This is a genomic window from Parvibaculum sp., assembly GCF_049671045.1.
GTDB lineage: Bacteria > Pseudomonadota > Alphaproteobacteria > Parvibaculales > Parvibaculaceae > Parvibaculum.
Window position 1 is genome coordinate 1 of the sequence record NZ_JBATUH010000021.1, and the last position, 23,664, is coordinate 23,664.

Consider the following 23,664-nt stretch of genomic DNA (forward strand, 5'->3'; position numbering starts at 1 on the left):
CCCAATCGCTGTCGCAGACGACCCAGTTCACGTGGCACTTGCGCGGGTCGGTCTGCCAGCGCGTTTCCTTCGACGTCGTGAAGTTGACGAAGGCCGTCGAGCCGGTGGGGTTGTAGGCGTCGAGGATTGCCTTGACCGGACGATCGCCGGCGAGCGTTTCGGTGATGGCGGCCTTGATCCGTTCGGCCGCCATGTCGGCGATCTCCTTGTAGATCAGCTGCGCGGGATAGGTGCCACCCGAGCACTTGAGATAACCGCCTTCGAGCCATTGGCGCGTGATGCGCTTGAGCTGCCCGAACAAATGGAGCTTCGGCTCCTCTCCCGGATCGCGGTACTTGTTGTAGAGCAGGTGTCGCGCGAGGTGGAACAGGACGGTCGAGGACCGCATGTCCTCCAGATGCGCGACAGTCAGATCGACGCCTTCGCCGATGATGCCCTGGTTCTTCGTGACCGACGGACCGACAAGTTCCGGCGTCAGATGGAGGACGTGATCCCGCCCGAAGGCCGCTTCCAGCCGCTCGTCGGGCAGTTCGACGCGATAGCCCTCTACGCGCGGAAACACGATCTCGAGCGCATCGTGGTCCGGTTTGACGGCATGGACCCGCACCGTCTCGCGCGGTTTGGCGGGTGGGGAGACGACCGGTTTGGCGGCAAAGTCGAACGGAATGCCGAGCACGTCGGCATACTCGACGTTGAACAGCCCCTCCTCGTTGAGGTCATAGGACTGTCGACGCAGGCCGCGACCGACCACCTGCTCGCACAGCAGCTGCGTGCCGAAGGCGCGAACGCCGAGGATATGAGTGACGGTGTTGGCGTCCCATCCCTCCGTCAGCATCGAGACCGAAACGACGCAGCGCACTTGCTCGCCAAGGCGGCCCTTCTTGCCGACGGTGTTCATCACCTCGCGCAGGAGCGTGGCGTCGTCGATGCTGTCGGCGGCGTGTACGTCGCCGGTACGCTCGATCATCTCCCGTCGGAAGCGTTCGATCTCGTCGCCCGCCATCTCGCGGAAGTCCTTGTCGAGGGCTTCGCCCGATTCGAGCTGGGCCGAGTCGATCAGGATCGTGTTCGGACGGGCGATGCGGTTTCCGTAGTCGTCATAATTCCGGAACAGCGCCAGGCGGCCGTTCTCCAGCGTGCTCGACCCGTCATCATTTTCGCGGTGGAAGCCGGCGATGTATTTGTAGATCAGCTCCGAGGTCGAGGTGTTATTGCACACCACGATGAAGACCGGCGGCACGCCGATGCCCTCATTCTCCCAGAGCTCGAACGTTTTCTGATAGTGACCATAGAGCGCTTCGAGCGCTGTGAGCAGCTCGGCTGGCAGGCTCAGCGGGTCGAGCGACTTGCCTGTGCCGCGACCTTTCTTCGGCAGCTTCTTGCCGATGTGCTCCCATAGATTGCGGAACTTGGGCGTGTCGCCGCCTGGAACATTGTCGGCGACCGGAACGCGCGGCAGCTTTACGATGCCGCATTCGATCGCGTCCATGAGGGAGAAGTCGCTCATGGTCCAAGGGAACAGGGTGCCTTCCGCATAGCCCGAGCCGCGCAGGAAAAAGGGCGTGGCCGAGAGGTCGTAGACGAGCGAAATTCCGAGCTTCCGCTTGACCGCCTCGAGCCCGGAGATCCACATCCGGGCTGCCTCGTTGTTGGCCTTTGCCTCGTCCTTATCCTCGCCCTTGAGGTCGGCCTCGGTTTCGCCTTCGGCGTCTTTCACCCGCTCGCGATAGCAGTGATGCGCCTCGTCATTCAGAACGACGATGTTCTTGAGCCCCATGAGTTCGGGCATGACTCGCTGGAGCATTTGGCCTTCGGTCTCCAGCGTCTGCAGCGTCTCGCCGCGCCAGCCTTCCAGAGCGGTGCGGGTGCCTTTGGCGACGGAAATGCGCTCGCGCAATTTGAAGGCGTGGTAGTTGGTGATGACGATTTTCGCCCTATCGATATCGGCGAGCATGTCGGGCGGCACGATCTCGCGATGCCGGTAGTAACTCTCCGGATCGTTGGGCAGAAGGACACGCAGTCGGTCCTTGATGGTGATGCCCGGTGCGACGATCAGAAACCCGCGCGAGAACTGCTTTCTGTTCGGATGCCGGACCGCATTCACCGTCTGCCAGGCGATCAGCATCGCCATCACGGTCGTCTTGCCTGCGCCGGTTGCGAGCTTCAAAGCCAGGCGCATGAGTTCTGGATTGGCCTGTGCGTTGCCGCCCTTGATATGGGCCCAGAATTTTTTCGTCCGGGGGCCGAGCTTCGGCGCAACCTCGGTCAGCCATATCGCGGTTTCGACCGCTTCAATCTGGCAGAAGAAGGGGCGGATGCCCTCGAAGTTGTGGTGGCGCCAATGCGTCAGAAGGCGCGCGGTTTCCGGCGTGACCAGCCATTGGTCGGGATTGGGCAGCTTGCGCCATTCCTCGACGTAGGTGCGAACCTCGTTGATAATTGGAGTCGGGTTGTACTCCTGCTCCTCCGATGACAGACCGTCTTCGTCGCTAAAGACCATCTGCGCCTGATTGCCCCGCCCCTGGCGACGCTTCTTCGGCTTCGGCACCGGCGTGATGAGGTCGGATCGGCGCCGCGTCTCGATGATTCGATTAGTTGGCTGCCCGTCCTCGTCGAGTTCCCAATGTCGGCGGGGATACTCGTAGGGCGAATTCAGGATCGGGCGTTCGAAGAATGTCTCGCTCATACCCGAGCCTCTCCATTGTCCTGCCGCGCCAAGCCCGGGCCAGTTGCATCCCGATTGAGCAGTACGATCTGTTGATCTTGAGGACGCCGCGCGGCCGGATCGGTATCAAGGCCGAGCCTGCGCAGCGCGTAGTAGAGCAGCGCCTTTCGAACCGGGATCTTGGCTTTACCGCCGCGCATTCCGTAGTCGAGGGCGATTACCTTTTTCTGAGTCTCGGAAAGATCGGGATGCGGGCCAATCTCCAAGGTTACCTGCTCGTTCCAGTCGGTATCGGCGTCAGGGCCAACCTCGCTCGGCTTGGTACCGCGAACCTCGATGATCCGCGAGAGCAAGAAGTCTTTGAAGCTGTGGTCAGTTGGGCAGAAGGCTCGCGTGTGCCAGCGGAACCCGTCGAACCCGATGGCGTGTGGCGCGATCCAGCGCCAGCGAGGCTCGGGCCGGGAGAGCGACTGATACTTCACCTCGATCGCCTCGGACCGGCGGATCGCAGCGACTACCGAGCGCAGCGTCTTGGCGTTGACGCCCCGCACGGGCGTCGGCGCGGCGTCGTAGGACGGAAACTGGCCGATCCAGGCGTCAGCCCGGTCAAGGATGCCGTCGGCGACGGAACGCAGCTGTGAGAGGTAGCGGCTGGCGTCTGGCTTCAGAAACAGAGGTTGGAACTCGGTGCCTCTGATGTAGGTCCGGGCGCTCTTGTCGTAGACCATGTTGTCCGGAGCCATACCGATGTAACGATTCAAGTCGGTGGACGCTTGGTTCACCGAGACGCCGAACGCATCCATCAGATCGCCCCGATTCACATGCCCCTCCCAAAACAGGCGGAACTCGATGAATTCGAGCCGGCGCTCGACGCCCCATCGAAGGTCAGCCTTCTCTGTTCCCACCATGCACTCCCAGTGACATGATCCGTCCCAAAACTAGGCGAGCCCAGTTTCTGGATTTTCCGGTCAAGCTATCCGAGAAGCGGAATGGGTTCAATCGAAATTGGGAGAATCTTCGCGCAGGCGCGAGTGCGGGGATAGCGGCGGTGTCTTGGCCCCCGCCATCCCGGAGCTGTGTCAGGCACCAGTTTGCTGAACTTGGCCAGGGTCTGAGGTGCTGGAGCGGATCATCGCCTGCTCATATTCCTCGACGTCGGACAGGCGGTAGACCACCCGGCCGCCGACCTTGAGGAACTTCGGTCCCTCACCGGTCCAACGCCACCGCTCAAGCGTGCGGTGGCTGATCCCCCATCGCACCGCCAGTTCAAGTTGGTTCATGCATGTTGCCTTCATTTTCGTGCCCTTTCGTTCTGGCAAGTTTGGCTGCGACACGACGAAGGCGTGGGCGGAAAACACTATCAAGGTAATACTTGGCCTGAGCGCCAAAACCGGGACGTTCGGCACCTCGTCTTGAACAGAGAAGTTCCACGAAAGCGAAGAATCACCTACGGTTACGAGGGCGTACTGGCGCGATGTGGGGCATACTTCGAGAGAGTTCGCCGGGAGGTGGTTTCCCTCCAAGATTTACGAAGCAATTCGCCACGATTCTCCTGGATTCACTCGTGAGCGCTATTCTTTGCACAAACCTGTCAGATTGTTGCGCAATGGTGAGCAGGGCTACGTGAAATGTCCGCATGAGCGCGGCTGGCCACTCGCGTTTGCGAACTGCGTAAAGCTGCGCATACGAGGAAATGCTTGGGAGTGGGCGGGAGTTGTGGGCGATTCGCCATGGCTTATCAGAGAGTTAGAGGATGAGTCCTCTCCCTCCGCCATTTTCCTTTGAAAACAATAAGTTGTTTGAACGTCGCGCCCTTCGGCCCGGGCGCGGGGCTGCGCCGGTACGGGCGGAGGTCAGTGGAAGTTCCGCCCCTTCGGCATGACGGCTCCCAGCCGCTCGGGATCGTGATCGTCATTATCCCCTTTTTCCGGAATGCTGACCCGCCAGACCGATCGAACACGGTCGATCGGCCGCCGCTTGCGGCCGGGCCTCAGATTTTTCGGCGGATGAAATGCTTCACAGCGCCTCTTTCTCCAGAGAGACATCAGCCGCAAGCTACTTCAGCCGCGTCATCTCGGCTAGGTCAACCCAGCGTACTTTTTTGTGCCGGTTGTAGTAGGTCGCCTCGGAAATAACCGCCTTCTGGCAGACCTCACCGACCGTAGCCCCTTCCTCCACCTGGCGTAAAATGAAGGCCATCTTTTGCTCGCTGAGCTTCGTCTTTTGCATGGAAGATCCTGTGCCTAGCCAGGGACGCTAAATTACTATTTTCCAGCTACAAACGGTTCAGTTCCCGGGGCTAGGTCAAAAATCAGATCCCCGCGTGCGCGGGGGAGCCTGGCCTTCGCCGTTGATCATGACCGGCATCATGGGTCGATCCCCGCGTGCGCGGGGGAGCCGAACAGACCGACGGATGAGCCGAGGTCGGACGAGGTCGATCCCCGCGTGCGCGGGGGAGCCAAGTATACGGCGGCCAGCTGGATGAATACTCCGGGTCGATCCCCGCGTGCGCGGGGGAGCCTCCGGTTCACCTCCGGCGCGGCGGTGGGCCTGAGGTCGATCCCCGCGTGCGCGGGGGAGCCACAACAGGATCATCCGCCACCCGACCGTGCGCGGGTCGATCCCCGCGTGCGCGGGGGAGCCCCGTCATTCGCCAACCGCACGACGCATAGATGAGGTCGATCCCCGCGTGCGCGGGGGAGCCTCAACGACCGTTCCGTCTGGCATGTCGGCGTGAGGTCGATCCCCGCGTGCGCGGGGGAGCCCGAGCCGCGCAATCGGCTGGGGAGATCGCATGAGGTCGATCCCCGCGTGCGCGGGGGAGCCATCAGATTGGCGTTGGCGTCCGCCCGGTCGAAAGGTCGATCCCCGCGTGCGCGGGGGAGCCCGTTCCTAAATTTGGGTACGCGCCGTAGCCACGGGTCGATCCCCGCGTGCGCGGGGGAGCCCGCCGAAGAAATGAAAGACCGCCTGCATCAAGAGGTCGATCCCCGCGTGCGCGGGGGAGCCAACAAGCTTGAACTGTCTAACTCGGAACTCGCGGGTCGATCCCCGCGTGCGCGGGGGAGCCCCATGGAGAAGGCGAGGCAGCGCGCGCCCTCGGGGTCGATCCCCGCGTGCGCGGGGGAGCCACCTCGCCAGAAGCCGTTAGTCGGGCCGGGACAGGTCGATCCCCGCGTGCGCGGGGGAGCCGCCGACCGGCTGCCGCGCGGCGAGGTGCTGACAGGTCGATCCCCGCGTGCGCGGGGGAGCCCGCGATTTGCTCGCGCTCTACGGGGACAAGCCGGGTCGATCCCCGCGTGCGCGGGGGAGCCTCGTCAATGTCACCAATGGAGGTCACGGGCCAGGGTCGATCCCCGCGTGCGCGGGGGAGCCTCGACAAGCACATCGGCAACCGCCTTGAAAAGGGGTCGATCCCCGCGTGCGCGGGGGAGCCGCCACCGGGATAAGACCGATACAGTTCATAGAGGGTCGATCCCCGCGTGCGCGGGGGAGCCAGTAGCCCCGTTCGTTATGCCCGCTATGGGCTGGGTCGATCCCCGCGTGCGCGGGGGAGCCCCGCCTATCTACGGACCCTAGCACCATGCGAACGGTCGATCCCCGCGTGCGCGGGGGAGCCCACCCACGACGGATCAAGCGCCATCTTGACGAGGGTCGATCCCCGCGTGCGCGGGGGAGCCATGCGTTGCGCTCCATTCAAAATCATCGAAGGGGGTCGATCCCCGCGTGCGCGGGGGAGCCAACTGCTCGACCAGCATGCCGACCTATCTCTATGGTCGATCCCCGCGTGCGCGGGGGAGCCATGAATTGCGTCTTCAGGAACTCCGCCGCGATGGGTCGATCCCCGCGTGCGCGGGGGAGCCTCAACGCGGCGAGCTTCGTCTTCAGCTCTTCGAGGTCGATCCCCGCGTGCGCGGGGGAGCCTCTGGCAGTCTGGCAAACCAGGCTGCGAACCAAGGTCGATCCCCGCGTGCGCGGGGGAGCCCGCGATTTGCTCGCGCTCTACGGGGACAAGCCGGGTCGATCCCCGCGTGCGCGGGGGAGCCGTAGCTCCGTTCGTTACGCCCGCTATGGGCTTGGGTCGATCCCCGCGTGCGCGGGGGAGCCGCGCGTGCCGGGCTCGTACACATACCGCGACGAGGTCGATCCCCGCGTGCGCGGGGGAGCCCTTGGCGGCAATTTCCTTGCGAATGCCCTCTTGGGTCGATCCCCGCGTGCGCGGGGGAGCCCTCGTGACGGGAAATCTGCAAGGCCCGCGTCAGGGTCGATCCCCGCGTGCGCGGGGGAGCCGCAACCCGCGTAAGGCGAAGTTCTAATGGCTGGGGTCGATCCCCGCGTGCGCGGGGGAGCCCCGCGCGAGAAAGAGCGCAAGGCGCGGGTGCGGGGTCGATCCCCGCGTGCGCGGGGGAGCCCCACATCGCGTTGAAGCGCACCTCGCCGGTGAAGGTCGATCCCCGCGTGCGCGGGGGAGCCGCCCGTGATCGGGTTCCACGTCGCATCGGTCCAGGTCGATCCCCGCGTGCGCGGGGGAGCCGAAGCGCAACCTTGCCCAACGAGTACCTGGCAGGGTCGATCCCCGCGTGCGCGGGGGAGCCGGGCTAATTGGGATCGGTACAAGTACTTCATCAGGTCGATCCCCGCGTGCGCGGGGGAGCCATCGCACCGACACGATAAGCGGTCTTTATCTCAGGTCGATCCCCGCGTGCGCGGGGGAGCCGTTCCTTGGGTCTGCGCCTCGATCGTCGCGAGAGGTCGATCCCCGCGTGCGCGGGGGAGCCGCGCCGAAATAGACCGGGTCGAAGCCCGCCCCAGGTCGATCCCCGCGTGCGCGGGGGAGCCTTGACCATCAGTGCGCCGGGCTCGGCGGTCGGCGGTCGATCCCCGCGTGCGCGGGGGAGCCAAGCCACCAGCCAATGAGACGAGAACGAACCGGGGTCGATCCCCGCGTGCGCGGGGGAGCCAAGGACCGGTTTTTCAAGGAACCGGGGTTCCTGGGTCGATCCCCGCGTGCGCGGGGGAGCCTGTGGCCGAAGCTCATAAGTCCGGGGACCCGCAGGTCGATCCCCGCGTGCGCGGGGGAGCCCGGGACGACGCTTGCACCGCTTTTCGATGCGATGGTCGATCCCCGCGTGCGCGGGGGAGCCTCTGTGCGTCAAGTGCCGGATTTTGCTTCACATGTCAAAGAACAAGCATCCCTCACACCTGAATTTCACTAACTGGGGCGAAAGCCAAGATAGAGGCCGTCTGCGTCAAATAGGCTATAAGGCGGAGAGCCGAGGGTTTCGATGCCTAGGTGTCCGGGCTGGCTGCGGTCGCGCCAACACATGACGATTGCGCCCCTGCCGATTTCGGTGAACCAGTCTTGCAGTACTGTCCATACGCGCAGACGTACGCCCTTGGTCATGCTTGGCGCCACATAGACGCCCGGCGCAATCTCAAGCATGACAGATGACAGGAAGCCTCGAAATCTGTCGGCGACATCTCTTGTCACAACAATCACCATGGAGGCTCCGCCGCTAAATTGGCCCCTGCCTGATTTCGGTGGGACCGTCAGTGTCGCCATCGTCCATGACGCCGGCGTCACGCTCCTGCGGCTCGAAAAGGATTTTGATCCGTTCGATCATCGCCGGGATGACAGTATCGGTGCGCAGCCTACGTCCAACATTCCGACGAACCTGCCGTTCGAGCGTTATCGACGGCTGTTTTTCATATTGCCGGACGCTTTCGAAGGCGGCAGGCAACGTCACCTGATCGCGGTAGAGATCCGCAATGTCGAGGATGAATGCGTTGCCGGAATCCTCATGAATGAAGCCCAGGGAGGGGATCGTTGCTGTCGCCGCGACCGCGATGGCGGCTGCCGCCTCAACGGCCGATGCGGCGTGATTGATGGCCTGGTTTGGCAGGTCGGCGGCCTGTGGATTTGCCCGGTCGTAGCGGCGGCCTTCCCAGCGCACGCCGAATTTTTGTGCAAGCAACCGGTAAGTCTCTTTCATGCGCGCACCCTCGATGCCCCGGAGTACGGCGATATCTTTGTGCGGCAGCACTTCGCCCAGACGCCAGGCATAGAGGCGCCGGGCTATTTCCAACCGGCCAGACCGCGCGGTCACTTTTGTGCTTGTCCGAATATCCGCCCACGCCAGTGCCTGCAGACGCGCCAGCCTGCTGTCGTCCTGCCCGATGGGAGGGGCCGTATAAATACGCACGCCATCCTCACCTATTGCAGAAAGGCCCGTGCCATGCCGCGCTAGCAGACGCAGAGCATCATGCGAGATCGTGCTGCCGGGTCCGAGCAGTAGGAGAGAGACAGACTGGAACGGGATGGCGTAATCACCTTGCGGCAAGCTGTCGCTTCCGGCGGAACGGAATCGTAACGTACCGTCCTCGACATAAAGATTGCCGCGCGACAGCCAGAGCAACCCTTCCCGGTCTGAATGCGGGACGCGAGCAGTTTCCAGGCCGAGCCGCCCTTTGAGCATGGCGGTTCATCCGTTCGACGGTTTCAATAAAATCATGCCGTATCCAAAAGCACGGTGGCGGCCAACGCCGCGCATGAGGCAGGCGCGGAAGGCTGCCGGGTCGCGTACGATCAAGGTGCCGGCCATGTCGATATCCGGCTGCTGCGTGGAAATGTGCCGAGTTCCGTCGGCGCGTTTACGTAGAAGGACGCTGCGCCGCCGGCGTACAGTCTCGATTGCGATCGTCTCCGCCCCACCGCGCGCAAGCCGCTCGTTTAGCCAGTTTTCATAAATGGTTTCGCGGTCCGGTTTTGACGCGGCGCGGTCTGCCTCGGCTTTCAGAAGGAACACATCCACTTCCGCCCCCGGCCTGAACGTCGGATGTTGTCTTCCCGCACGAGACATCGGCAGTATGCGGACGAAAAAATCAAGGCATTGATCCTGCCCAAAGTTGTCCGGCATGGGCTTCGAGGCCGCGGCCTCCCATCTCACGGTTTCATAGACATCAGGTGCGGCATAAAGCCGAGCTGCTTTCTCGAACGCATCCCAAGGCTGTGAGGCATAAGCAAGCAGGCTGGCATCTTGCCCCTTTCGCTGGAGGGAAAAGGGTTTGGGCGCGGCGGCATCGAACAGGGCAGAAAGCAGAGCGTGCAATATATAACCTTCATCCGTCTGATCGCGTCCCGATAACCCTTGGGATGCGGCGAAGGCATAAAGACGCCGCTCGTCGATCGGCAGTTTGAGCATGTAGAGAGGAGCATTCATCCGTCGACACCCCTGCGGTGGGAGATTGGCAAGAGGCCGAGTGCCACCAGCCTTTCGCCGCCATGAAACTGGTTCGACCAGTCACGCATGTCTATGACGGTTTCGATGCGGCAGCCTAGGGGGGCCTGGCTGGTGCCGGTGGGCAAGGGCCATTCTGCACGAAGGTCTGCCAGGTCACCGGGCTCGTTTTCCAGCTGAGGAAGGATCAAGCTGTGGCCTTCCATGAGTGCCGATACCGGATCGCCAGCCTCGAAACGCCCAGCCAGAATTGGGCGCGCGGGCAGGCATGTCTTGCGTCCGAGAAAGAGAGGGCGCGCGGGCTGCTCAACAGCATTGCCGAGCTCCTCGATGGTGGGGCTTTCCGCCGCCGGGTCGAGCGTCAATACGACAAGGCGCAGCGCGCTTGCCAGGTATTGCCGATAGCGGATGTGGGTGCCCGTCGCTGCAGTACCGCCTTCGCGGCCCTGAGGAATGCCGCGCGTTGTCCAGCCTGCCCGGAGAAAGGGCTGCCCGAGATCGACGGTGTGAAAATCGGTGAAACGATCGCCGGGGCGGAGGCTGAGCGTGGCATGTACGAGCCGTGATTGCAGTTTCTCGAGCTTGTCCGCCTCACGATGGTCGTAGCCGAGCGCATTGCCGAGCAGACCGGTCAGCATGGCGCGGCCGGGCATGTCGCGTGTGACGCCATGCTGGTCGATCATGGGGCCGCCGAAGCTCATCAGCGGCGCGTCGAAAATAAGAGCGAGCCAGACTGCCATGACGGTTCAGGCTTCGGGTTTGAAGGGCAGGGTGCCTGCTGCAATGGCACCCGCCCAGGCGGCGAGATCAGGGAGCGGCACAGGTGCGCGGCCGTCGATGGAGAAGTTGTCGATGAGCGACGATGCCTGCCGCATTTCGGCGCGGCCATACATGCCGTCGAGGCGAGTCAGATGCTTGAGCAACTCCCCGCTTGCGGCTTCACGGAGATCGTTTCTGGCAAGCACCGGCTTGTAGAAGGCATTGGCGAGGCTGCGCGGCTGACGATTGCCCGCTTCCACCACCACAGTGTCGGCGCTGCCATAGGGCGCTGTCGAGCCGAGCTTGGCGCCCGGCGATACGGTTGCGATCAGGCCGATGAGTTGTTCGACGACCTTTCCAGCCAGCGACCGGTCGGCGTTCGCCCAATCCCTCTGATGACAGCCTTGTAGGTTCGATACAAGCAGCGGCAGGTCGATGACGACATAACTGTAATAGAGGCCGCTGGTCAGCTCCGAGATGTTGATATGGCCACTGCCTTGTTCGCCCGAATCCTGCGTGATGTCATCGACAGCGGTGAAATAATCCGGCTCGGTTTCAAGCGCGTTGACGGTAAATGCATGGGCGACATGCACGGCCGCGTCGGAGCGGGCGAGAATGTCGCCTGTAATCATGCGGCCGAACAGCGCGGCGTCGAGGCCCGCTCCCTCTCGCATCGAGGCAAAGTTGGGCTTCTCCTTCTTGAGAAGCGCAGCGACGGCGGCCTTCAGTTCCTTCATGGAAGCGGTATCTGCGACCAGGGTACGGACCAGTGATTTCACATATTCGATCTCGGCGTGGCCTAGCACGATGACCTGGTTCGTCTTCAATTCGGCGACATAGTCTTCCGCTTTCTTTTTGGCTGCCGCCTTCTTGCTCTCGCCGAGGAGTTCCGCCTGGATGGCGAGGACGGCTTCCGCGACTTTCTCGGGATCCAGCCCCTCATCATTTGTGAGCGGTTCGGCGACATGCTTCACAAAAGTCTGGCGGGAGCGTATGGCCAGGTTGCCGAGCGGCATTAGCGACCATTCGCCGGTGGCGCGTCGCCAGTGTCTTTTCTGGCATTGAGATGAAACGCGTCCGCGAATTGTGCCGCCAAGCGGGAGCCTCTTGGCCTGGCCGACATCGTCCCGATTGAGAAGAACGCCGATATAGGGTGTCAGCGTATGGATCTGCAGAAAGCGTGTTTGGTCCGTCATCACTGGGCAACCTCTTTGCGGGATATGGCGGTGAAATAATCGCGGGCGATCTTGCGGGCGGTTCTGTGATCGCTGCCTTCTGTTGACTGGATTCGCGAGAAGACAAATCTGGCCAACTCAAGCCAGTCACAGCTCCGGCCATGCGCGGAAAGCCAACGAGCCGCTGCGGTGACCTCATCGGCGATACGTTCTCGATCGGCGCGCAGCAGCCGTAAAAGCCGTGGCTCGCTATAACCCGTCGTGGCAAGTGCACCTCCGATCGTCTCTCCGCGCCCGTTGCCGAGCGGAGCGAGCAGCGCAAATGAGGCAAGAAGCGCCGCCCAAAGATCCTCTTCGATCCGGCCAGAAGCGAATTCGTCGGGTACCTCATTTGTCAGCACACGCCAGAAGACTGCATTCTTTTCGCCGGTAACAAGGCGCCGCAAGGCAGCAAGCTCGCCGGGATCATTGCGCTCGCCGGAAAGGCGCGCCGTCAGTCTGCCGATGGTTGTTGCGAGGGTTGGCCGAGGCGCCTCTGCCTTCAGCAAGGAGGTATCTTCATTGGCGACATTCATGCAGCGCTGTCCTCCTCCTGGGTGGATTGTACTTCGAATGCTTTGGGCAGGTTCTTCCGTAGCATGGCGTGGAAGATGCTGGCGGCGGCGACACGAGCGCGCTCACGGCGTTCCGCCGGGGCGGGTAGACCGTCAATGCCTTCCTCGAAGCGGTTCGTGGCGCTCCGGGCCAGCCACGACTGCCAAGCGGCATGTGCGGCCTCCTCGTCCTCGGCCATGACGCGCCGCCAAAGCTGGTCCAGAAAAGCGTTGTCCATGTCGCGGTCGAATGCCTGCACAAAGGGCTGCACGCGCTCATCGGTGTAGTCGATATTCTCCGGTGCGCCTTGCAGATAGGCGCGTAGGCCGGTGCGTAGTGCACTGACGGCGAACTTGCCAACATCGTCGAGCATTTGCGCCGAGAGATATTTCAATCTTTCGTTGAAATCCGGATCGTCGAGGCGGTCAGCGATGCTGCGGGAAACGGGGACGATGCGCTCATGGAGGCCGTCGGTGCGACCTTGGCCGCGTACGAGCACGGAAAATTGAAGATCAAGTTCACTGTCGGGGTCGTCGTCAGATACGCGTAGCGAGGGCGGCAGGCCTGCTGTATCGGTCAGAATCTGCACGATGCGGCGATAGTCGAAGCCGCTGGCGCCGACTGTTATGGCCGTTCCTTTCCGCGTGTCGAGCGGCGCCCAGGGGTCGCCCAGCACGCCTTTTGCCTCGGCTGCCTCGATGCGCGCACTTTCGCTTGGTCTCGTCATGGCGCCGATTCCCCCGTCCTTCGTGACGAGACGGATGCGCCGGCAGATTTCGATGAAATAGGGATCGAGGTGGTCAAGCGTGATTGGGCTTTCCTCGTCCCACGCTTCGAGCCAGACGAGGCCGAGGCCGCCGCACTCCTGATAATAGGGAGCATATCGCTGCAGCAAACCGGTTCGTTTCTCGATCAGCATAGAGAGGTCGCGCCTGAAGCGCGCGGCCCAGCCGGGGCCGTTCACGCGATCGATAAAAACTCGACTTGAGAAACCACCATTCATTCGCGCAATGCCGTAATTTCCGCGACCCAGGAAACCTTGAAGCGTTTGCAGATTGAGCAGCGCATAGGCCCAGTGATGCGGCGCCGCGCTTGCGCCCCGCTGCATCTTCAAGTCGTGGTTTTTGGCAAGGATCAGGATATCGAGCGAATCGGGTTCTGTGACAGGCCCACGGAACTTGTCCCATGCGCCTTCGCTGCGGATGGGCGGTTGCAGGAAGGCTGGGCGGGAGGTGTCCTCTGTTACCAGTGTGAAGGCGGTATCCGCGTCGTCGCCCGCAAGCGCTGAAATCAGATCACGCCATCCGGCCTCGTCCTCCGGCAGTTCGTTTCGTTCTGCGTTAGATAGGGCCAGAGCACCAAGCTGGACGAGAAAACAGAACCATGCCTGCCGCTGATGCGCAGCGAGCCCGTTGAATGTGATTTCCCGGCCGGCGGACAACGTCGCAAGAATGCCGGCCAGGCTCAACGCAGGCTCCAATATTCCCTCTACCGGAAAAACCGGCTCTCTCAGTAAATCATGCATGAAAAGCCCCTAATTTAGGTACTTCACACTGAGTCGGGACTGAAAGTCTATCTTTGGGGCCCTGTTGAAAAAGAAAGGCCAAATTCCGTGTAAAGAAACTCTCTGTACCCTAGTGCAAAACTGAAGCCTCTGGGTATCTCGGTTATGTCGTCAGGCACGGCATCAAGCGGGATTTCCCTTACCATCCAGTTCGGTAATGTGAGTTCATGCACGGGCTCCCCGAAGGGGCCGGCCATGGGGACGGCAAATCGCACCGCGCGATTGCCGGTACCAAGCCGTGTCGCGATTTTGGCATCGAGGTCCACGGGCGGCATGATGCGCTCGTTGAATTCCAGAAAATTCAGGCGGGCAATCTGTGATTGGGCGGCCGAAAGCCCGGAGATGAGCCGATGATGCGCCACCCATGATGCGCCGAGATCATCTGCCATGCATGCGAGAAATGGTCTGTGGGTCGCGCGTTCGACCAATAATCTATTATGGCGTGGAATCTCGATAGTGCCGAGTTCCTGGAGAGTGCGGCGGGTTGAGGCGATGCCGACAAGATCGGGATAGACCTTGCCGAGGCCCAGCAGTGTGCCTCTTATCGAGCCGTCGGCCGCGAGCAGCGTGCCGAGCCGGTTCTCATCAGGAGCCAGAACGAGCGCTTGAGCACGATCAAAGCCCTCGGGCCGCTTCCGATCATGACGGTGCAATCGGCCGAGGCGCTGCAGAAGGACGTCGGCCGGACAAATATCCGTTAGAAGAATATCGGCATCAATATCGAGGCTTTGCTCAGCCGTCTGAGTTGTAACTGCGATGATGGGATGCGAGCTGGCGCGGCCGAGGGCACTTTCAAGTGCAGCGTCGAGCAAGCGCCGATCTGATGGTGCGAAGCGCCCATGATGGACCGTGCTGGCTCCCCGACACCGGAAAACGAGGTCCGGGCAGCCTCCCTCCTCGGCCAAGGCGGAGGCGAGTTGCGCTGTCTCCACTGCATCGTCAACCCTGTTGCGAATGACGAGAACCCGTGCGCCCGACAGAGCGGCAGCCACGGCGCGTTCTGCGAGCATCTGATTGGCATCCCCGGTGTCGAGCAGTTCGATGTCGATCTTCTTTGGCGGCATGGACGATACGGGTAGGGCGGGAATGTGTGCGCTCGCGGCATGAATGGCGGGGTAGGGGGCGGCAGCCAATTCCGCTACGGTCGGAAGGTTATTTGTTTCCCGCTCGCTGCTTCCCATCAGGCGCAATCGGCTGGCGGTGCCCAGCGTTGCAGACATCAGAAGCGCGTGTCCGCCCGCCATACGATGCTGTTCCAGCAGATGTCGCAGCACACGCTCCATATACGGATCGCTGGCGTGAACCTCGTCGATCGCGAGCAATTGGCGGAGCATGGGGCCGGAGCGCAAATGGGCGTGGCGCACATTGAGTGCGCCGAGCATGAGCTGATCGACGGTTCCCACAGCCACGGCTGATGCCATATATCGTTTGGGATGTTCCGCCGTCCAGGCGCGGTCCTTGAGGTAATCTGCGGGATCGTCAGGCCAATGGACATCAAAGGGAGCAAGCTTCATGCCGTCCTGATCGTCCACACGCAGATAGCCGGGCACGGCCAGAACGGTCGGTGGAGCCCGATCACCCAGCAGGGCTTTGAGCGCCTCGAATATCCGGCGATGAATCTGCACGGCAGCAGCGCGTGTCGGCAGTGCGAAGTAGAGGCCGTCCACCTGGCCGGCTCTGAAGAGATTGAGGAAATGGATAAGCGCCGCTTCGGTCTTGCCGGAACCCGTTTCCGCTTCGATGACAATGACGGAGCCGGGCTCGACCTCGGCTTTTGCAATGGCTGCCTGAGCGGGTCTGGGCGAGTGGCCGACACCGATGATCGGCGTCATCAAATCGGTGATACGTTGTACGGGCTGGCGGCTTGTCGTCGGATCGAGATGAAATGCCCTTATGATCTCGTCCGCCTTTGTGCGTGCAAAGTCGATCCGGTTCGGATCTGGCAAAGCCTCGAACCGGAAGAATTTTTCGTCCGATGCGATCCAGTCCGCGAGCATGACGAGGCCCGCGTAGGCATGAAGAAAGCGCTCCTTGATCGGCAAGGGCATGAGACCAGAGGTAAACGCCTCCGGATACCAGTGGTCGAGGGCTGAGCCCAGCCGATAAAGTTCTGTTGCCGGATCATATCCGTCCGCCTCCCGCCATAAGCCATCATTAATGTTGTGGCATTCTGGGAGTCTCCCATGATGCATGAGAACTGCATCGAGAAGAGGAGAAAATGCTTTTTGCCCGGCGGTCCAGGCGAAGAAGCGATCGAGTCCCAGGGCATCGGCGAATAGTGTGTGGCTTTTTGGTTTTGTTCGATAACCCTGGATATTTTTGGGGTGCATGAGATCAACGACAGGTCCGACATGCCCTGCCTTGAAGCTGATATCCCGCTCTGTGCCGCCGCTAGCCAGCAATCGTTTATTCCAGAAACCCCGATTGGCCTTGCCTGCGTCGTGAATGCCGGCGAGGAGGCAGAGGCGGGCTCTGGTCACCGGATCGAGCTCGCGAATTTCTAGCAGCCGCGCGAGTCGGTTCGCTATTGTCGGGATTTCAAGGAGGCGCTCCATGACGGCTGCGACGTCGGCACTATGAGCCACGAGGCTATGAGTTTCGATACCTGCCGCAGTTTTCTTGAGCTTTGCCCATGCGGTCATGATTGAAGATGCCTTTCATGTTGCCAACGTGAATCTGATCGTATTGCCAACTTGTTGGATAATGAAAAATCGCTTGTGTCTGAAGGAAGCTCGTTCGGGCTGACCTATTATCGTCTGGATTGGTTGGAGAACGGAAGACTTGGCTTCTGATCGCCTATGAGGAAAAATACGGCAGTGGCGCTACGAGATGGCTCCGTGCCACTATGGCTTTATCCGCATTGACCAATTTCCATAGTGAATATCGTGGCAAATGATTTCATCGCGGCTGCCGTGAGGGAGCTGGAGACGATACAAAGGCTGCCAATGCCTGGCAGGCAAGTGCCAAATGAGACACGCTGTTGCGCAACTCGACGACGGAGCGCTCACTAGACCTATCCTGAGTGCTAATTTCTTTAGTGTATTTTTGTAATTAGGATCTTCGCCGCAGATTTCGCGCAGGCTGGACTCCAGCGCGGCCAGAGCTCGCCGCGGCTTCATCCCGGCTGCCGTATCGGTCAGAACTGGGGTTTGAAAGACCCAAAGGTGATGGTGGTGTTCTGTGCCTGGCGAAATCGCGGTGCAGGGCTGGGAGAGCAAACTGCCTGGCAAACTCGGTCCGCCATTTTCCGCTTATTGCTTGCGGCACCTCTCCAGGGGCCAATTCACGCGCAGACGGAATAGTCCGCGATCGACGCCTTCTTCATCTCGATGCTGAAGCCCGGCACAAGCGGCGCGAGATAGCGTCCCTTCTCGACGATGCAGGGCGACACGAAGTGCTCGTGCAGATGATCGACGAACTCGATGATGCGCCCGTCCATCGTGCCCGAAATGGCAAGGTAGTCGATCATCGACAGGTGCTGCACATATTCGCAAAGGCCGACGCCGCCGGCATGCGGCACCACGGGTTTTCCGAACTTCGCCGCCAGAAGCATGATCGCCAGATTCTCGTTGAGCCCGCCCACGCGCGCGGCGTCGATCTGCACGACGTCGATCGCCTCCATCTGGAGGAACTGCTTGAACATGATGCGGTTCTGGCACATTTCGCCGGTCGCGACCCGGATCGGCGCGATGGCATCGCGGATTTCCCTGTGGCCGAGAATGTCGTCGGGGGCGGTCGGCTCCTCGACGAACCAGGGATCGAATTCGGCGAGCGCGCGCATCCAGCCGATCGCCTCATCGACCTCCCATACCTGATTGGCATCGACCATCAGCTTCATGTCCGGGCCGATTTCCTCGCGCAGGATGCGGCAGCGCCTGATGTCGTCCTGAAGGTTCTTCCCGACCTTGAGCTTGATATGGGTCCAGCCTTCCGCGCGCGCCTTGCGGCTCAGCATACGGAGCATTTCGTCGTCATAGCCGAGCCAGCCGGCGGATGTCGTATAGGCGGGATAGCCCGATGCGAGGAGCCTCGCCCGCCGCTCGTCCTTGCCGGCCTGCACATTTTCGAGGAGGCGGAGCGCTTCCTCCGGTGTCAGCGCATTGGTGAGATAACGAAAATCGACGCAGCTCACGATCTCTGCCGGCGTCATGTCGCCGACCAGTTGCCAGACCGGCTTTCCGGCGGCGCGCGCCCAGAGGTCCCATACGGCATTGACGACGGCGCCCGTTGCGAGGTGAATCACGCCCTTGTCCGGGCCGAGCCAGCGAAGCTGGGAATCGCCCGTGACATGGCGCCAGAAGCCGGCCATGTCGGCCTTGATCTCGGCCAGCGAAAGGCCGATCAAGCGTGGCATGATCGCGTCGATGGCGCGCACGCAGAGTTCATTGCCTCGCCCGATGGTGAAGGTGAGGCCATGTCCCTCAACTCCGGGGATCGAGGTTTTCAAAGTGAGGTAGGCGGCGGAATAATCGGGATCGGCGTTCATGGCATCCGAGCCATGCCGTCCGGCCGACGTCGGAAAGCGAATGTCGTAGCTTTGCCAGCCGTCGATCTTCAGTCCGTCGAGCACGTTCACTCCCGATGAATGTTTTATGAGTGAATGTGTATGTCATATATAAAACCACTTCGTCCACTGTGATCCGAGCAGGAAACTGAAACCATGGCCAAGAAAACCTCGGCAAAGCTCCCGGCGGCGGAGGCTGCGGCCGAGTTCCCGAGGGAAACGGGGCGCTATTCGGCCCCCGCGCTCGAAAAGGGGCTCGATATCCTGGAGTACCTTTCGGAACGCGGCGATGGCTCGACGCTGGCGCAGGTCGCCGACGGCATCGAGCGCACCAAGGGCGAGATATTCCGCATGCTCGCCGTTCTGGAGGCGCGCGGATATGTGGAGCGCGAGGACGAGCGCTACCGGGTGACGGACAAGCTCTTCCGGGTCGGAATGCGGCGCCCGAAATATCGCGCGCTCGCCGATATCGCCACGCCGCTCATGCGCGACTTTTCGGAAGCGACGCGCTATCCCTGCCATCTCGCCATTCCGACCGGCGGCCAGATCGTCGTCATCGCGCGGGCGGAGGGGCCGGACCTCGTGGGCGTGACGGTCCGCATCGGCTATCGCCAGCCATTCCTCGTCACAGGCTCCGGCTACTGCCTGCTCTCCTTCATGTCGGAAGCGAGCAGGCTCAGGGCCTTCGAGGCGATCCGGGCCGAGAATGACAGCGTCGACTGGGCGGCGCTCGAAACCCGCCTCGCGCAGATCCGCAAGCAGGGCCGGGTCGTCGAGCCGAGCCGCATCATGGACGGGGTCTGGGACGTCTCCTGCCCGATCCTCGGGCCCGACGGCAAGAGCGCCGTCGCGGCGCTTACGGTTCCCTATGTCCGCCTCGTTATCAATCCGGTCACCCCGGAGGCGGTGGGGGACGCGCTGTGCGAAACGAGCGCACAAATATCCGCCGCGCTCGGCGCTCTCTAGTTTACATATAAAATAGCAACGTATATATAAAACCAGAGGGGTGGCTAAAAAGCCAGACCGGGGGGGCATATGCTTGCGCGAAGTCGATTGCTCGGCCAATCGGGGGTCGAGGTGTCCGAACTCGGGTTCGGCGCCGCGCCGGTCGGCAATCTTTATCGCCGGATGAGCGATGAAACGGCGGGCGAGTTGCTTGCGGAGGCGTGGGGCGACGGTATCCGCTATTTCGACACGGCGCCGCTTTACGGCTTCGGCCTGAGCGAGGAGCGGATCGGCAAATTCCTGCGCAGGGTGCCGGCAGGCGAAGCCGTCATTTCCACCAAGGCAGGGCGCCGGCTCAGGCCCAATGCGGCATGGCACGCGGAGCGCGAGAATTTCATCGATGCCGCGCCATACGAACCCTGGTTCGACTATTCCTATGACGGCGTCATGCGCTCCTTCGAGGACAGCCTCGTCCGGCTGGGCGTCGACAGGGTCGACATTCTCTTCATGCACGATATCGGCGTGGCGACGCATGGCGAAGAGGCGCATCCCTCGCTGATGAAGACCGCCATGGAAGGCGGCTACCGCGCGCTCGACGAATTGCGTCGCGACGGCCGCGTGAAGGCGATCGGCCTCGGCGTCAATGAATGGCAGGTCTGCGCCGAGGCGATGGATCATGGCGACTGGGACTGCTTCCTTCTCGCGGGCCGCTACACGCTGCTCGAGCAGGAGCCGGTCGAGCATTTCCTGCCACGCTGCGAGAAGGACGGCATCGGCATCATCATCGGCGCGCCTTTCAATTCGGGCATCCTCGCAACCGGACCGCGCGAAGGCGCGCGCTACAATTACGGGCGGGCGCCGGAGGAAACGCTGCGGCGCGTTGCGAGCCTTGACGATCTGTGCCGCGCGCATGGGGTGCCGCTCGCTGCCGCCGCGCTGCAATTCCCGCTGGCGCATCCCGCCGTGGCATCCGTCATTCCCGGCATGGCGAGCGTCGCGGATCTCCAAAGCTGCCTCGCGCTCGCGGCGCATGTCATTCCCGGCGCCTTCTGGGCCGATCTCGCGGCGCGGGGGCTCATCCATCCTCGCGCACCCGTTCCGGCGGGGCCCGCTGCATGAGGATCGACGCGCACCAGCATTTCTGGCGTCTCGGCAATGGCTATTACGGCTGGCTGACGCCGGACCTTGCGCCGATCAATGTGGACTTCGGTCCGGCCGAGCTTCTGCCGCACATGATGGGCGCGAATGTGGACGGCACCGTGCTCGTGCAGGCAGCGGCCGATATGCGCGAGACGGAATTCCTGCTCGGGCTTGCGGCGGAGCATGGCTTCATTCGCGGTGTCGTCGGCTGGGTCGACATGGAAAGCGGGGAGTGCCGCGCGCAACTCCGCCGCCTCGCTGAAAATCCCGTCTTCAAGGGCATAAGGCCGATGATCCAGGACCTGCCGGACAGGGATTGGATGTTGAAGAGTGAACTCGATCCGGCATTCCGCACACTGATGGAGCTTGGACTCAGTTTCGATGCGCTGGTAAAGCCGGAGCATCTCGACAATCTCGCCATTCTCGTCCGGCGATATGACGGGCTTTCCTTCATCGTCGATCACGGCGGGAAGCCGGACATTGCGGGGGAAGGCGGGAAGGGCGATGGGTTCGACGCCTGGGCGGAGCGGATGGCGCGCCTTGCGACGGCGCCGAATGTCGCCTGCAAGCTTTCCGGCCTCGTCACGGAAGCGCGGCCCGGCGCCGGGCTTGGCGACCTCGCGCCATATCTCGACCATCTCTACGACGTCTTCGGTTCGGCGCGCCTGATGTGGGGAAGCGACTGGCCCGTGCTCCTTCTCAAGGGCAGCTATGCGGGCTGGTTCCGCATCTTCGCGGAATGGGCGGCGGGAAAATCCGCCGAGGACCGGCGCAATTTCTTCGGCGCAACGGCCGCGCGCTGGTATCGCCTTGACTTGCAGCCCGGCACGCAGCCCGAGGCGCCTCGCGGCACGCGCGCGCAAGACGGAGCCCGATGACCATGGCCCGGATCGAGCGCGTGGAAATCCTGAAAGTGCCTCTGGCGCCGAAGACCGCCCGGACCGATGCCATCCAAAGTTTCGTGTGTCAGGAAACGATCATCCTGCGCATCCACGATGCCGATGGTGCGGTCGGCGCGGGCTACAGCTACACGATCGGCACGGGCGGCTCTTCCATCCTCGCTCTTCTGGCCGATCATCTGGCGCCGAGACTCATCGGCGCGGAGGCCGAGGCCATAGAGAGCATGTGGTCCGACCTCAAGTTTCACACCCATGCGACCACGGTTGGCGCGATCACTTCGCTTGCGCTGGCTGCCATCGACACGGCGCTCTGGGATCTGCGCGCGCGCCGCGCCGCGATGCCGCTTCATCTGCTCGCAGGCGGCGCCAGGAAGAGCATTCCTCTCTACACGACCGAAGGCGGGTGGTTGCATCTTTCCGAAGATGCGCTGATCGAAGAGACGCTCGAAGCGCGCCGCCAAGGCTTTTCGGGCGCGAAGATCAAGATCGGCAAGCCGTCCATCGCCGAGGATATGAGGCGGCTCGAGGCTGTGCGGGACGCCGTGGGGCCCCGCTTCGAGATCATGACCGACTGCAATCAGGCCTTCCGGGTCGACGAGGCGATCAGGCGGGCGCGCCAAATGGAAGCTCTCGACATTGCATGGATCGAGGAGCCGCTGCCGGCAGACGACATTGCCGGGCATGTCAGGCTCTCCGCTCTCACATCGCTTCCCGTGGCAGTGGGAGAGTCGATCTATTCGATCCGCCATTTCCGCGACTACATGCAGCAGGGCGCGTGTTCGGTGGTGCAGGTCGATGTGGCGCGCATCGGCGGCATCACGCCGTGGCTCAAGGTTGCCCACGCGGCAGAGGCGTTCAACCTCGCCGTTTGCCCGCATTTTCTCATGGAGCTTCATGTGGCGCTGGCCTGCGCCGTGCCGAACGGGAGATGGGTCGAGTTCATTCCGCAGCTCGACGACATCACCGCATCCGGCATGACGATCGAGAACGGCCACGCCATTCCCTCGGAGGAGCCGGGCCTCGGCATCGACTGGGACTGGGATGCGATAGACGCGCGGCGGGACAGCTATTTCGACATCAGGCGGCCGGGTTAGGGGCGATCATGCAGCGAATGGGAATGGTCATTGGCGTAAGGCCCGAAAAGATCGCCGAATACAAGCGATTGCACGCGGCCGTCTGGCCGGAAGTGCTGGACATGATCTCGGCCTGCAACATCCGCAACTACACGATCTTTCTGCGCGAGCCGGAGAACCTCCTTTTTTCCTGCTGGGACTATGTGGGCACCGATTTCGAGGCGGACATGGCGCGCATGCGGGCGCATGAGCCGACGCAGCGCTGGTGGGCATTGACCGACCCCTGCCAGCAGCCGCTTGCAAGCCGCGAGGCGGGCGAACACTGGGCGCGCATGGAGGAGGTGTTCCATGTCGATTGAGGGAGCGGGCGGAAGGCTTTCGGGCAAGCGCATATTGGTGACGGCGGCGGCGCAGGGCATGGGGCGCGCAGCCGTGCAGGCGTTCCGGCGCGAGGGCGCGGAAGTGATTGCAACCGACCGCGACGCGGAAAAGCTCGCGACGGTCGAAGCGGCGCGACTTCTTCCGCTCGATGTGACCGATGCGCGCGCCATCGAAGCGCTGGCGGCGGAGATCGGCGCGGTCGATGTTCTCTTCAACTGTGCCGGCTTCGTTCATCACGGAACGATCCTCGATTGCGACGAGGACGACTGGGAGCGCTCGCACGCGATCAACATCCGCTCGATGTACCGCATGTGCCGCGCGTTCCTGCCGGCGATGATCGCGGCGGGCGGCGGGTCGATCATCAACATGTCATCGGTCGCGTCCTCCATCATCGGCGTGCCGAACCGTTTCGCCTATGGCGTGACGAAGGCGGCCGTCATCGGCCTTACGCGCTCCATCGCCGCCGATTTCGTCACACAGGGCATTCGCTGCAACGCCATCTGTCCGGGAACGGTCGATACGCCGTCTCTCGACGAGCGCATGCGCGCGCAAGGCGACTACGAAGCCGCCCGCGCCGCCTTCATTTCCCGTCAGCCCATGGGCCGCATCGGCAAGCCGGAAGAGGTCGCCGAATTGCTGGTCTATCTCGCCAGCGATGCCTCGGCCTTCATGACCGGCAGCACGCTCGTCATGGATGGCGGCTGGACAAACACATAGGAGACAGGCC

At 62.5% G+C, this 23,664-nt stretch carries 19 protein-coding genes and 1 CRISPR repeat array; of the genes, 6 read left to right on the top strand and 13 right to left on the bottom strand.

The window, feature by feature from the left end:
* The 13 genes from WBG82_RS02610 to WBG82_RS02670 form a co-directional block, all read right to left on the bottom strand.
* Positions 1–2,686, bottom strand: a 2,686-nt coding sequence (locus tag WBG82_RS02610; RefSeq protein WP_424421015.1) for a BPTD_3080 family restriction endonuclease, incomplete at its 3' end; no start/stop codon positions are given.
* The gene (locus WBG82_RS02615) at positions 2,683–3,573 is read right to left on the bottom strand and encodes a WYL domain-containing protein (RefSeq protein WP_424421018.1); all 891 of its coding nucleotides are present in this window, start codon (positions 3,571–3,573) and stop codon (positions 2,683–2,685) included. The genes WBG82_RS02615 and WBG82_RS02610, both read right to left, overlap by 4 nt.
* Before the next feature lie 171 nt (positions 3,574–3,744).
* Positions 3,745–3,945, bottom strand: coding sequence for a helix-turn-helix transcriptional regulator (locus tag WBG82_RS02620; RefSeq protein WP_424421020.1), 201 nt, complete (start codon positions 3,943–3,945; stop codon positions 3,745–3,747).
* A gap of 775 nt (positions 3,946–4,720) precedes the next feature.
* The gene (locus WBG82_RS02625) at positions 4,721–4,894 is read right to left on the bottom strand and encodes a transposase (protein ID WP_424421023.1); all 174 of its coding nucleotides are present in this window, start codon (positions 4,892–4,894) and stop codon (positions 4,721–4,723) included.
* Positions 4,895–4,975: 81 nt separating this feature from the next.
* Positions 4,976–7,809: direct repeats of the CRISPR family, unit length 28 nt; unit sequence GGTCGATCCCCGCGTGCGCGGGGGAGCC.
* Positions 7,810–7,877: 68 nt separating this feature from the next.
* Positions 7,878–8,168: a type I-E CRISPR-associated endoribonuclease Cas2e gene (cas2e, locus tag WBG82_RS02630; protein WP_424421025.1), complete on the bottom strand. Its 291-nt coding sequence runs from the start codon at positions 8,166–8,168 to the stop codon at positions 7,878–7,880.
* Between the two features lie 13 nt (positions 8,169–8,181).
* On the bottom strand, positions 8,182–9,141 hold the full coding sequence (cas1e, locus tag WBG82_RS02635; RefSeq protein WP_424421028.1) for a type I-E CRISPR-associated endonuclease Cas1e: 960 nt from the start codon (positions 9,139–9,141) through the stop codon (positions 8,182–8,184).
* A 6-nt stretch (positions 9,142–9,147) separates the two neighbouring features.
* Positions 9,148–9,867: a type I-E CRISPR-associated protein Cas6/Cse3/CasE gene (locus WBG82_RS02640; protein WP_424421030.1), complete on the bottom strand. Its 720-nt coding sequence runs from the start codon at positions 9,865–9,867 to the stop codon at positions 9,148–9,150.
* 14 nt (positions 9,868–9,881) lie between these two features.
* Entirely contained in the window at positions 9,882–10,643 is a 762-nt protein-coding gene (cas5e, locus tag WBG82_RS02645) for a type I-E CRISPR-associated protein Cas5/CasD (protein ID WP_424421033.1), read from the bottom strand.
* A gap of 6 nt (positions 10,644–10,649) precedes the next feature.
* Positions 10,650–11,858, bottom strand: a complete 1,209-nt coding sequence (cas7e, locus tag WBG82_RS02650) for a type I-E CRISPR-associated protein Cas7/Cse4/CasC (RefSeq protein WP_424421035.1) — start codon at positions 11,856–11,858, stop codon at positions 10,650–10,652.
* Entirely contained in the window at positions 11,858–12,412 is a 555-nt protein-coding gene (gene casB / locus WBG82_RS02655; RefSeq protein ID WP_424421038.1) for a type I-E CRISPR-associated protein Cse2/CasB, read from the bottom strand. Before casB ends, cas7e begins: the two co-directional genes overlap by 1 nt.
* The gene (casA, locus tag WBG82_RS02660; protein WP_424421041.1) at positions 12,409–13,956 is read right to left on the bottom strand and encodes a type I-E CRISPR-associated protein Cse1/CasA; all 1,548 of its coding nucleotides are present in this window, start codon (positions 13,954–13,956) and stop codon (positions 12,409–12,411) included. Before casA ends, casB begins: the two co-directional genes overlap by 4 nt.
* Positions 13,957–14,003: 47 nt before the next feature.
* Positions 14,004–16,637 carry a CRISPR-associated helicase Cas3' gene (gene cas3 / locus WBG82_RS02665; RefSeq protein WP_424421043.1) on the bottom strand — a complete coding sequence of 878 codons (2,634 nt, stop codon included), beginning with the start codon at positions 16,635–16,637 and terminating at the stop codon, positions 14,004–14,006.
* Positions 16,638–17,278: 641 nt separating this feature from the next.
* Positions 17,279–18,565: an L-fuconate dehydratase gene (locus WBG82_RS02670; RefSeq protein ID WP_424421046.1), complete on the bottom strand. Its 1,287-nt coding sequence runs from the start codon at positions 18,563–18,565 to the stop codon at positions 17,279–17,281.
* Positions 18,566–18,655: 90 nt separating this feature from the next.
* Between WBG82_RS02670 and WBG82_RS02675 the strand changes: the two genes are divergently transcribed.
* The 6 genes from WBG82_RS02675 to WBG82_RS02700 all read left to right on the top strand — a co-directional run bounded on the left by WBG82_RS02675 (position 18,656) and on the right by WBG82_RS02700 (position 23,654).
* Positions 18,656–19,465 (top strand): IclR family transcriptional regulator, encoded by an 810-nt coding sequence (locus tag WBG82_RS02675; protein WP_424421048.1) that lies wholly within the window; start codon positions 18,656–18,658, stop codon positions 19,463–19,465.
* Positions 19,466–19,534: 69 nt separating this feature from the next.
* Positions 19,535–20,563 (top strand): aldo/keto reductase, encoded by a 1,029-nt coding sequence (locus tag WBG82_RS02680; RefSeq protein WP_424421050.1) that lies wholly within the window; start codon positions 19,535–19,537, stop codon positions 20,561–20,563.
* The gene (locus WBG82_RS02685; RefSeq protein WP_424421053.1) at positions 20,560–21,462 is read left to right on the top strand and encodes an amidohydrolase family protein; all 903 of its coding nucleotides are present in this window, start codon (positions 20,560–20,562) and stop codon (positions 21,460–21,462) included. Before WBG82_RS02680 ends, WBG82_RS02685 begins: the two co-directional genes overlap by 4 nt.
* A gap of 2 nt (positions 21,463–21,464) precedes the next feature.
* Positions 21,465–22,577, top strand: coding sequence for a mandelate racemase/muconate lactonizing enzyme family protein (locus WBG82_RS02690; protein WP_424421132.1), 1,113 nt, complete (start codon positions 21,465–21,467; stop codon positions 22,575–22,577).
* A gap of 8 nt (positions 22,578–22,585) precedes the next feature.
* Positions 22,586–22,915: an L-rhamnose mutarotase gene (locus WBG82_RS02695; RefSeq protein WP_424421056.1), complete on the top strand. Its 330-nt coding sequence runs from the start codon at positions 22,586–22,588 to the stop codon at positions 22,913–22,915.
* The gene (locus tag WBG82_RS02700; RefSeq protein WP_424421058.1) at positions 22,905–23,654 is read left to right on the top strand and encodes an SDR family oxidoreductase; all 750 of its coding nucleotides are present in this window, start codon (positions 22,905–22,907) and stop codon (positions 23,652–23,654) included. The genes WBG82_RS02695 and WBG82_RS02700 overlap by 11 nt, the downstream gene beginning before the upstream one ends.
* Positions 23,655–23,664 lie beyond the last annotated feature (10 nt).

Bases quoted from the DNA above. Each gene is read 5' to 3' on its own strand.
- WBG82_RS02615 (WP_424421018.1), bottom strand. From the start codon at position 3,573: ATGGTGGGAACAGAGAAGGCTGACCTTCGATGGGGCGTCGAGCGCCGG.
- WBG82_RS02620 (WP_424421020.1), bottom strand. From the start codon at position 3,945: ATGAACCAACTTGAACTGGCGGTGCGATGGGGGATCAGCCACCGCACG.
- WBG82_RS02625 (WP_424421023.1), bottom strand. From the start codon at position 4,894: ATGCAAAAGACGAAGCTCAGCGAGCAAAAGATGGCCTTCATTTTACGC.
- cas2e (WP_424421025.1), bottom strand. From the start codon at position 8,168: ATGGTGATTGTTGTGACAAGAGATGTCGCCGACAGATTTCGAGGCTTC.
- cas1e (WP_424421028.1), bottom strand. From the start codon at position 9,141: ATGCTCAAAGGGCGGCTCGGCCTGGAAACTGCTCGCGTCCCGCATTCA.
- WBG82_RS02640 (WP_424421030.1), bottom strand. From the start codon at position 9,867: ATGCTCAAACTGCCGATCGACGAGCGGCGTCTTTATGCCTTCGCCGCA.
- cas5e (WP_424421033.1), bottom strand. From the start codon at position 10,643: ATGGCAGTCTGGCTCGCTCTTATTTTCGACGCGCCGCTGATGAGCTTC.
- cas7e (WP_424421035.1), bottom strand. From the start codon at position 11,858: ATGACGGACCAAACACGCTTTCTGCAGATCCATACGCTGACACCCTAT.
- casB (WP_424421038.1), bottom strand. From the start codon at position 12,412: ATGAATGTCGCCAATGAAGATACCTCCTTGCTGAAGGCAGAGGCGCCT.
- casA (WP_424421041.1), bottom strand. From the start codon at position 13,956: ATGCATGATTTACTGAGAGAGCCGGTTTTTCCGGTAGAGGGAATATTG.
- cas3 (WP_424421043.1), bottom strand. From the start codon at position 16,637: ATGACCGCATGGGCAAAGCTCAAGAAAACTGCGGCAGGTATCGAAACT.
- WBG82_RS02675 (WP_424421048.1), top strand. From the start codon at position 18,656: ATGGCCAAGAAAACCTCGGCAAAGCTCCCGGCGGCGGAGGCTGCGGCC.
- WBG82_RS02680 (WP_424421050.1), top strand. From the start codon at position 19,535: ATGCTTGCGCGAAGTCGATTGCTCGGCCAATCGGGGGTCGAGGTGTCC.
- WBG82_RS02685 (WP_424421053.1), top strand. From the start codon at position 20,560: ATGAGGATCGACGCGCACCAGCATTTCTGGCGTCTCGGCAATGGCTAT.
- WBG82_RS02690 (WP_424421132.1), top strand. From the start codon at position 21,465: ATGGCCCGGATCGAGCGCGTGGAAATCCTGAAAGTGCCTCTGGCGCCG.
- WBG82_RS02695 (WP_424421056.1), top strand. From the start codon at position 22,586: ATGCAGCGAATGGGAATGGTCATTGGCGTAAGGCCCGAAAAGATCGCC.
- WBG82_RS02700 (WP_424421058.1), top strand. From the start codon at position 22,905: ATGTCGATTGAGGGAGCGGGCGGAAGGCTTTCGGGCAAGCGCATATTG.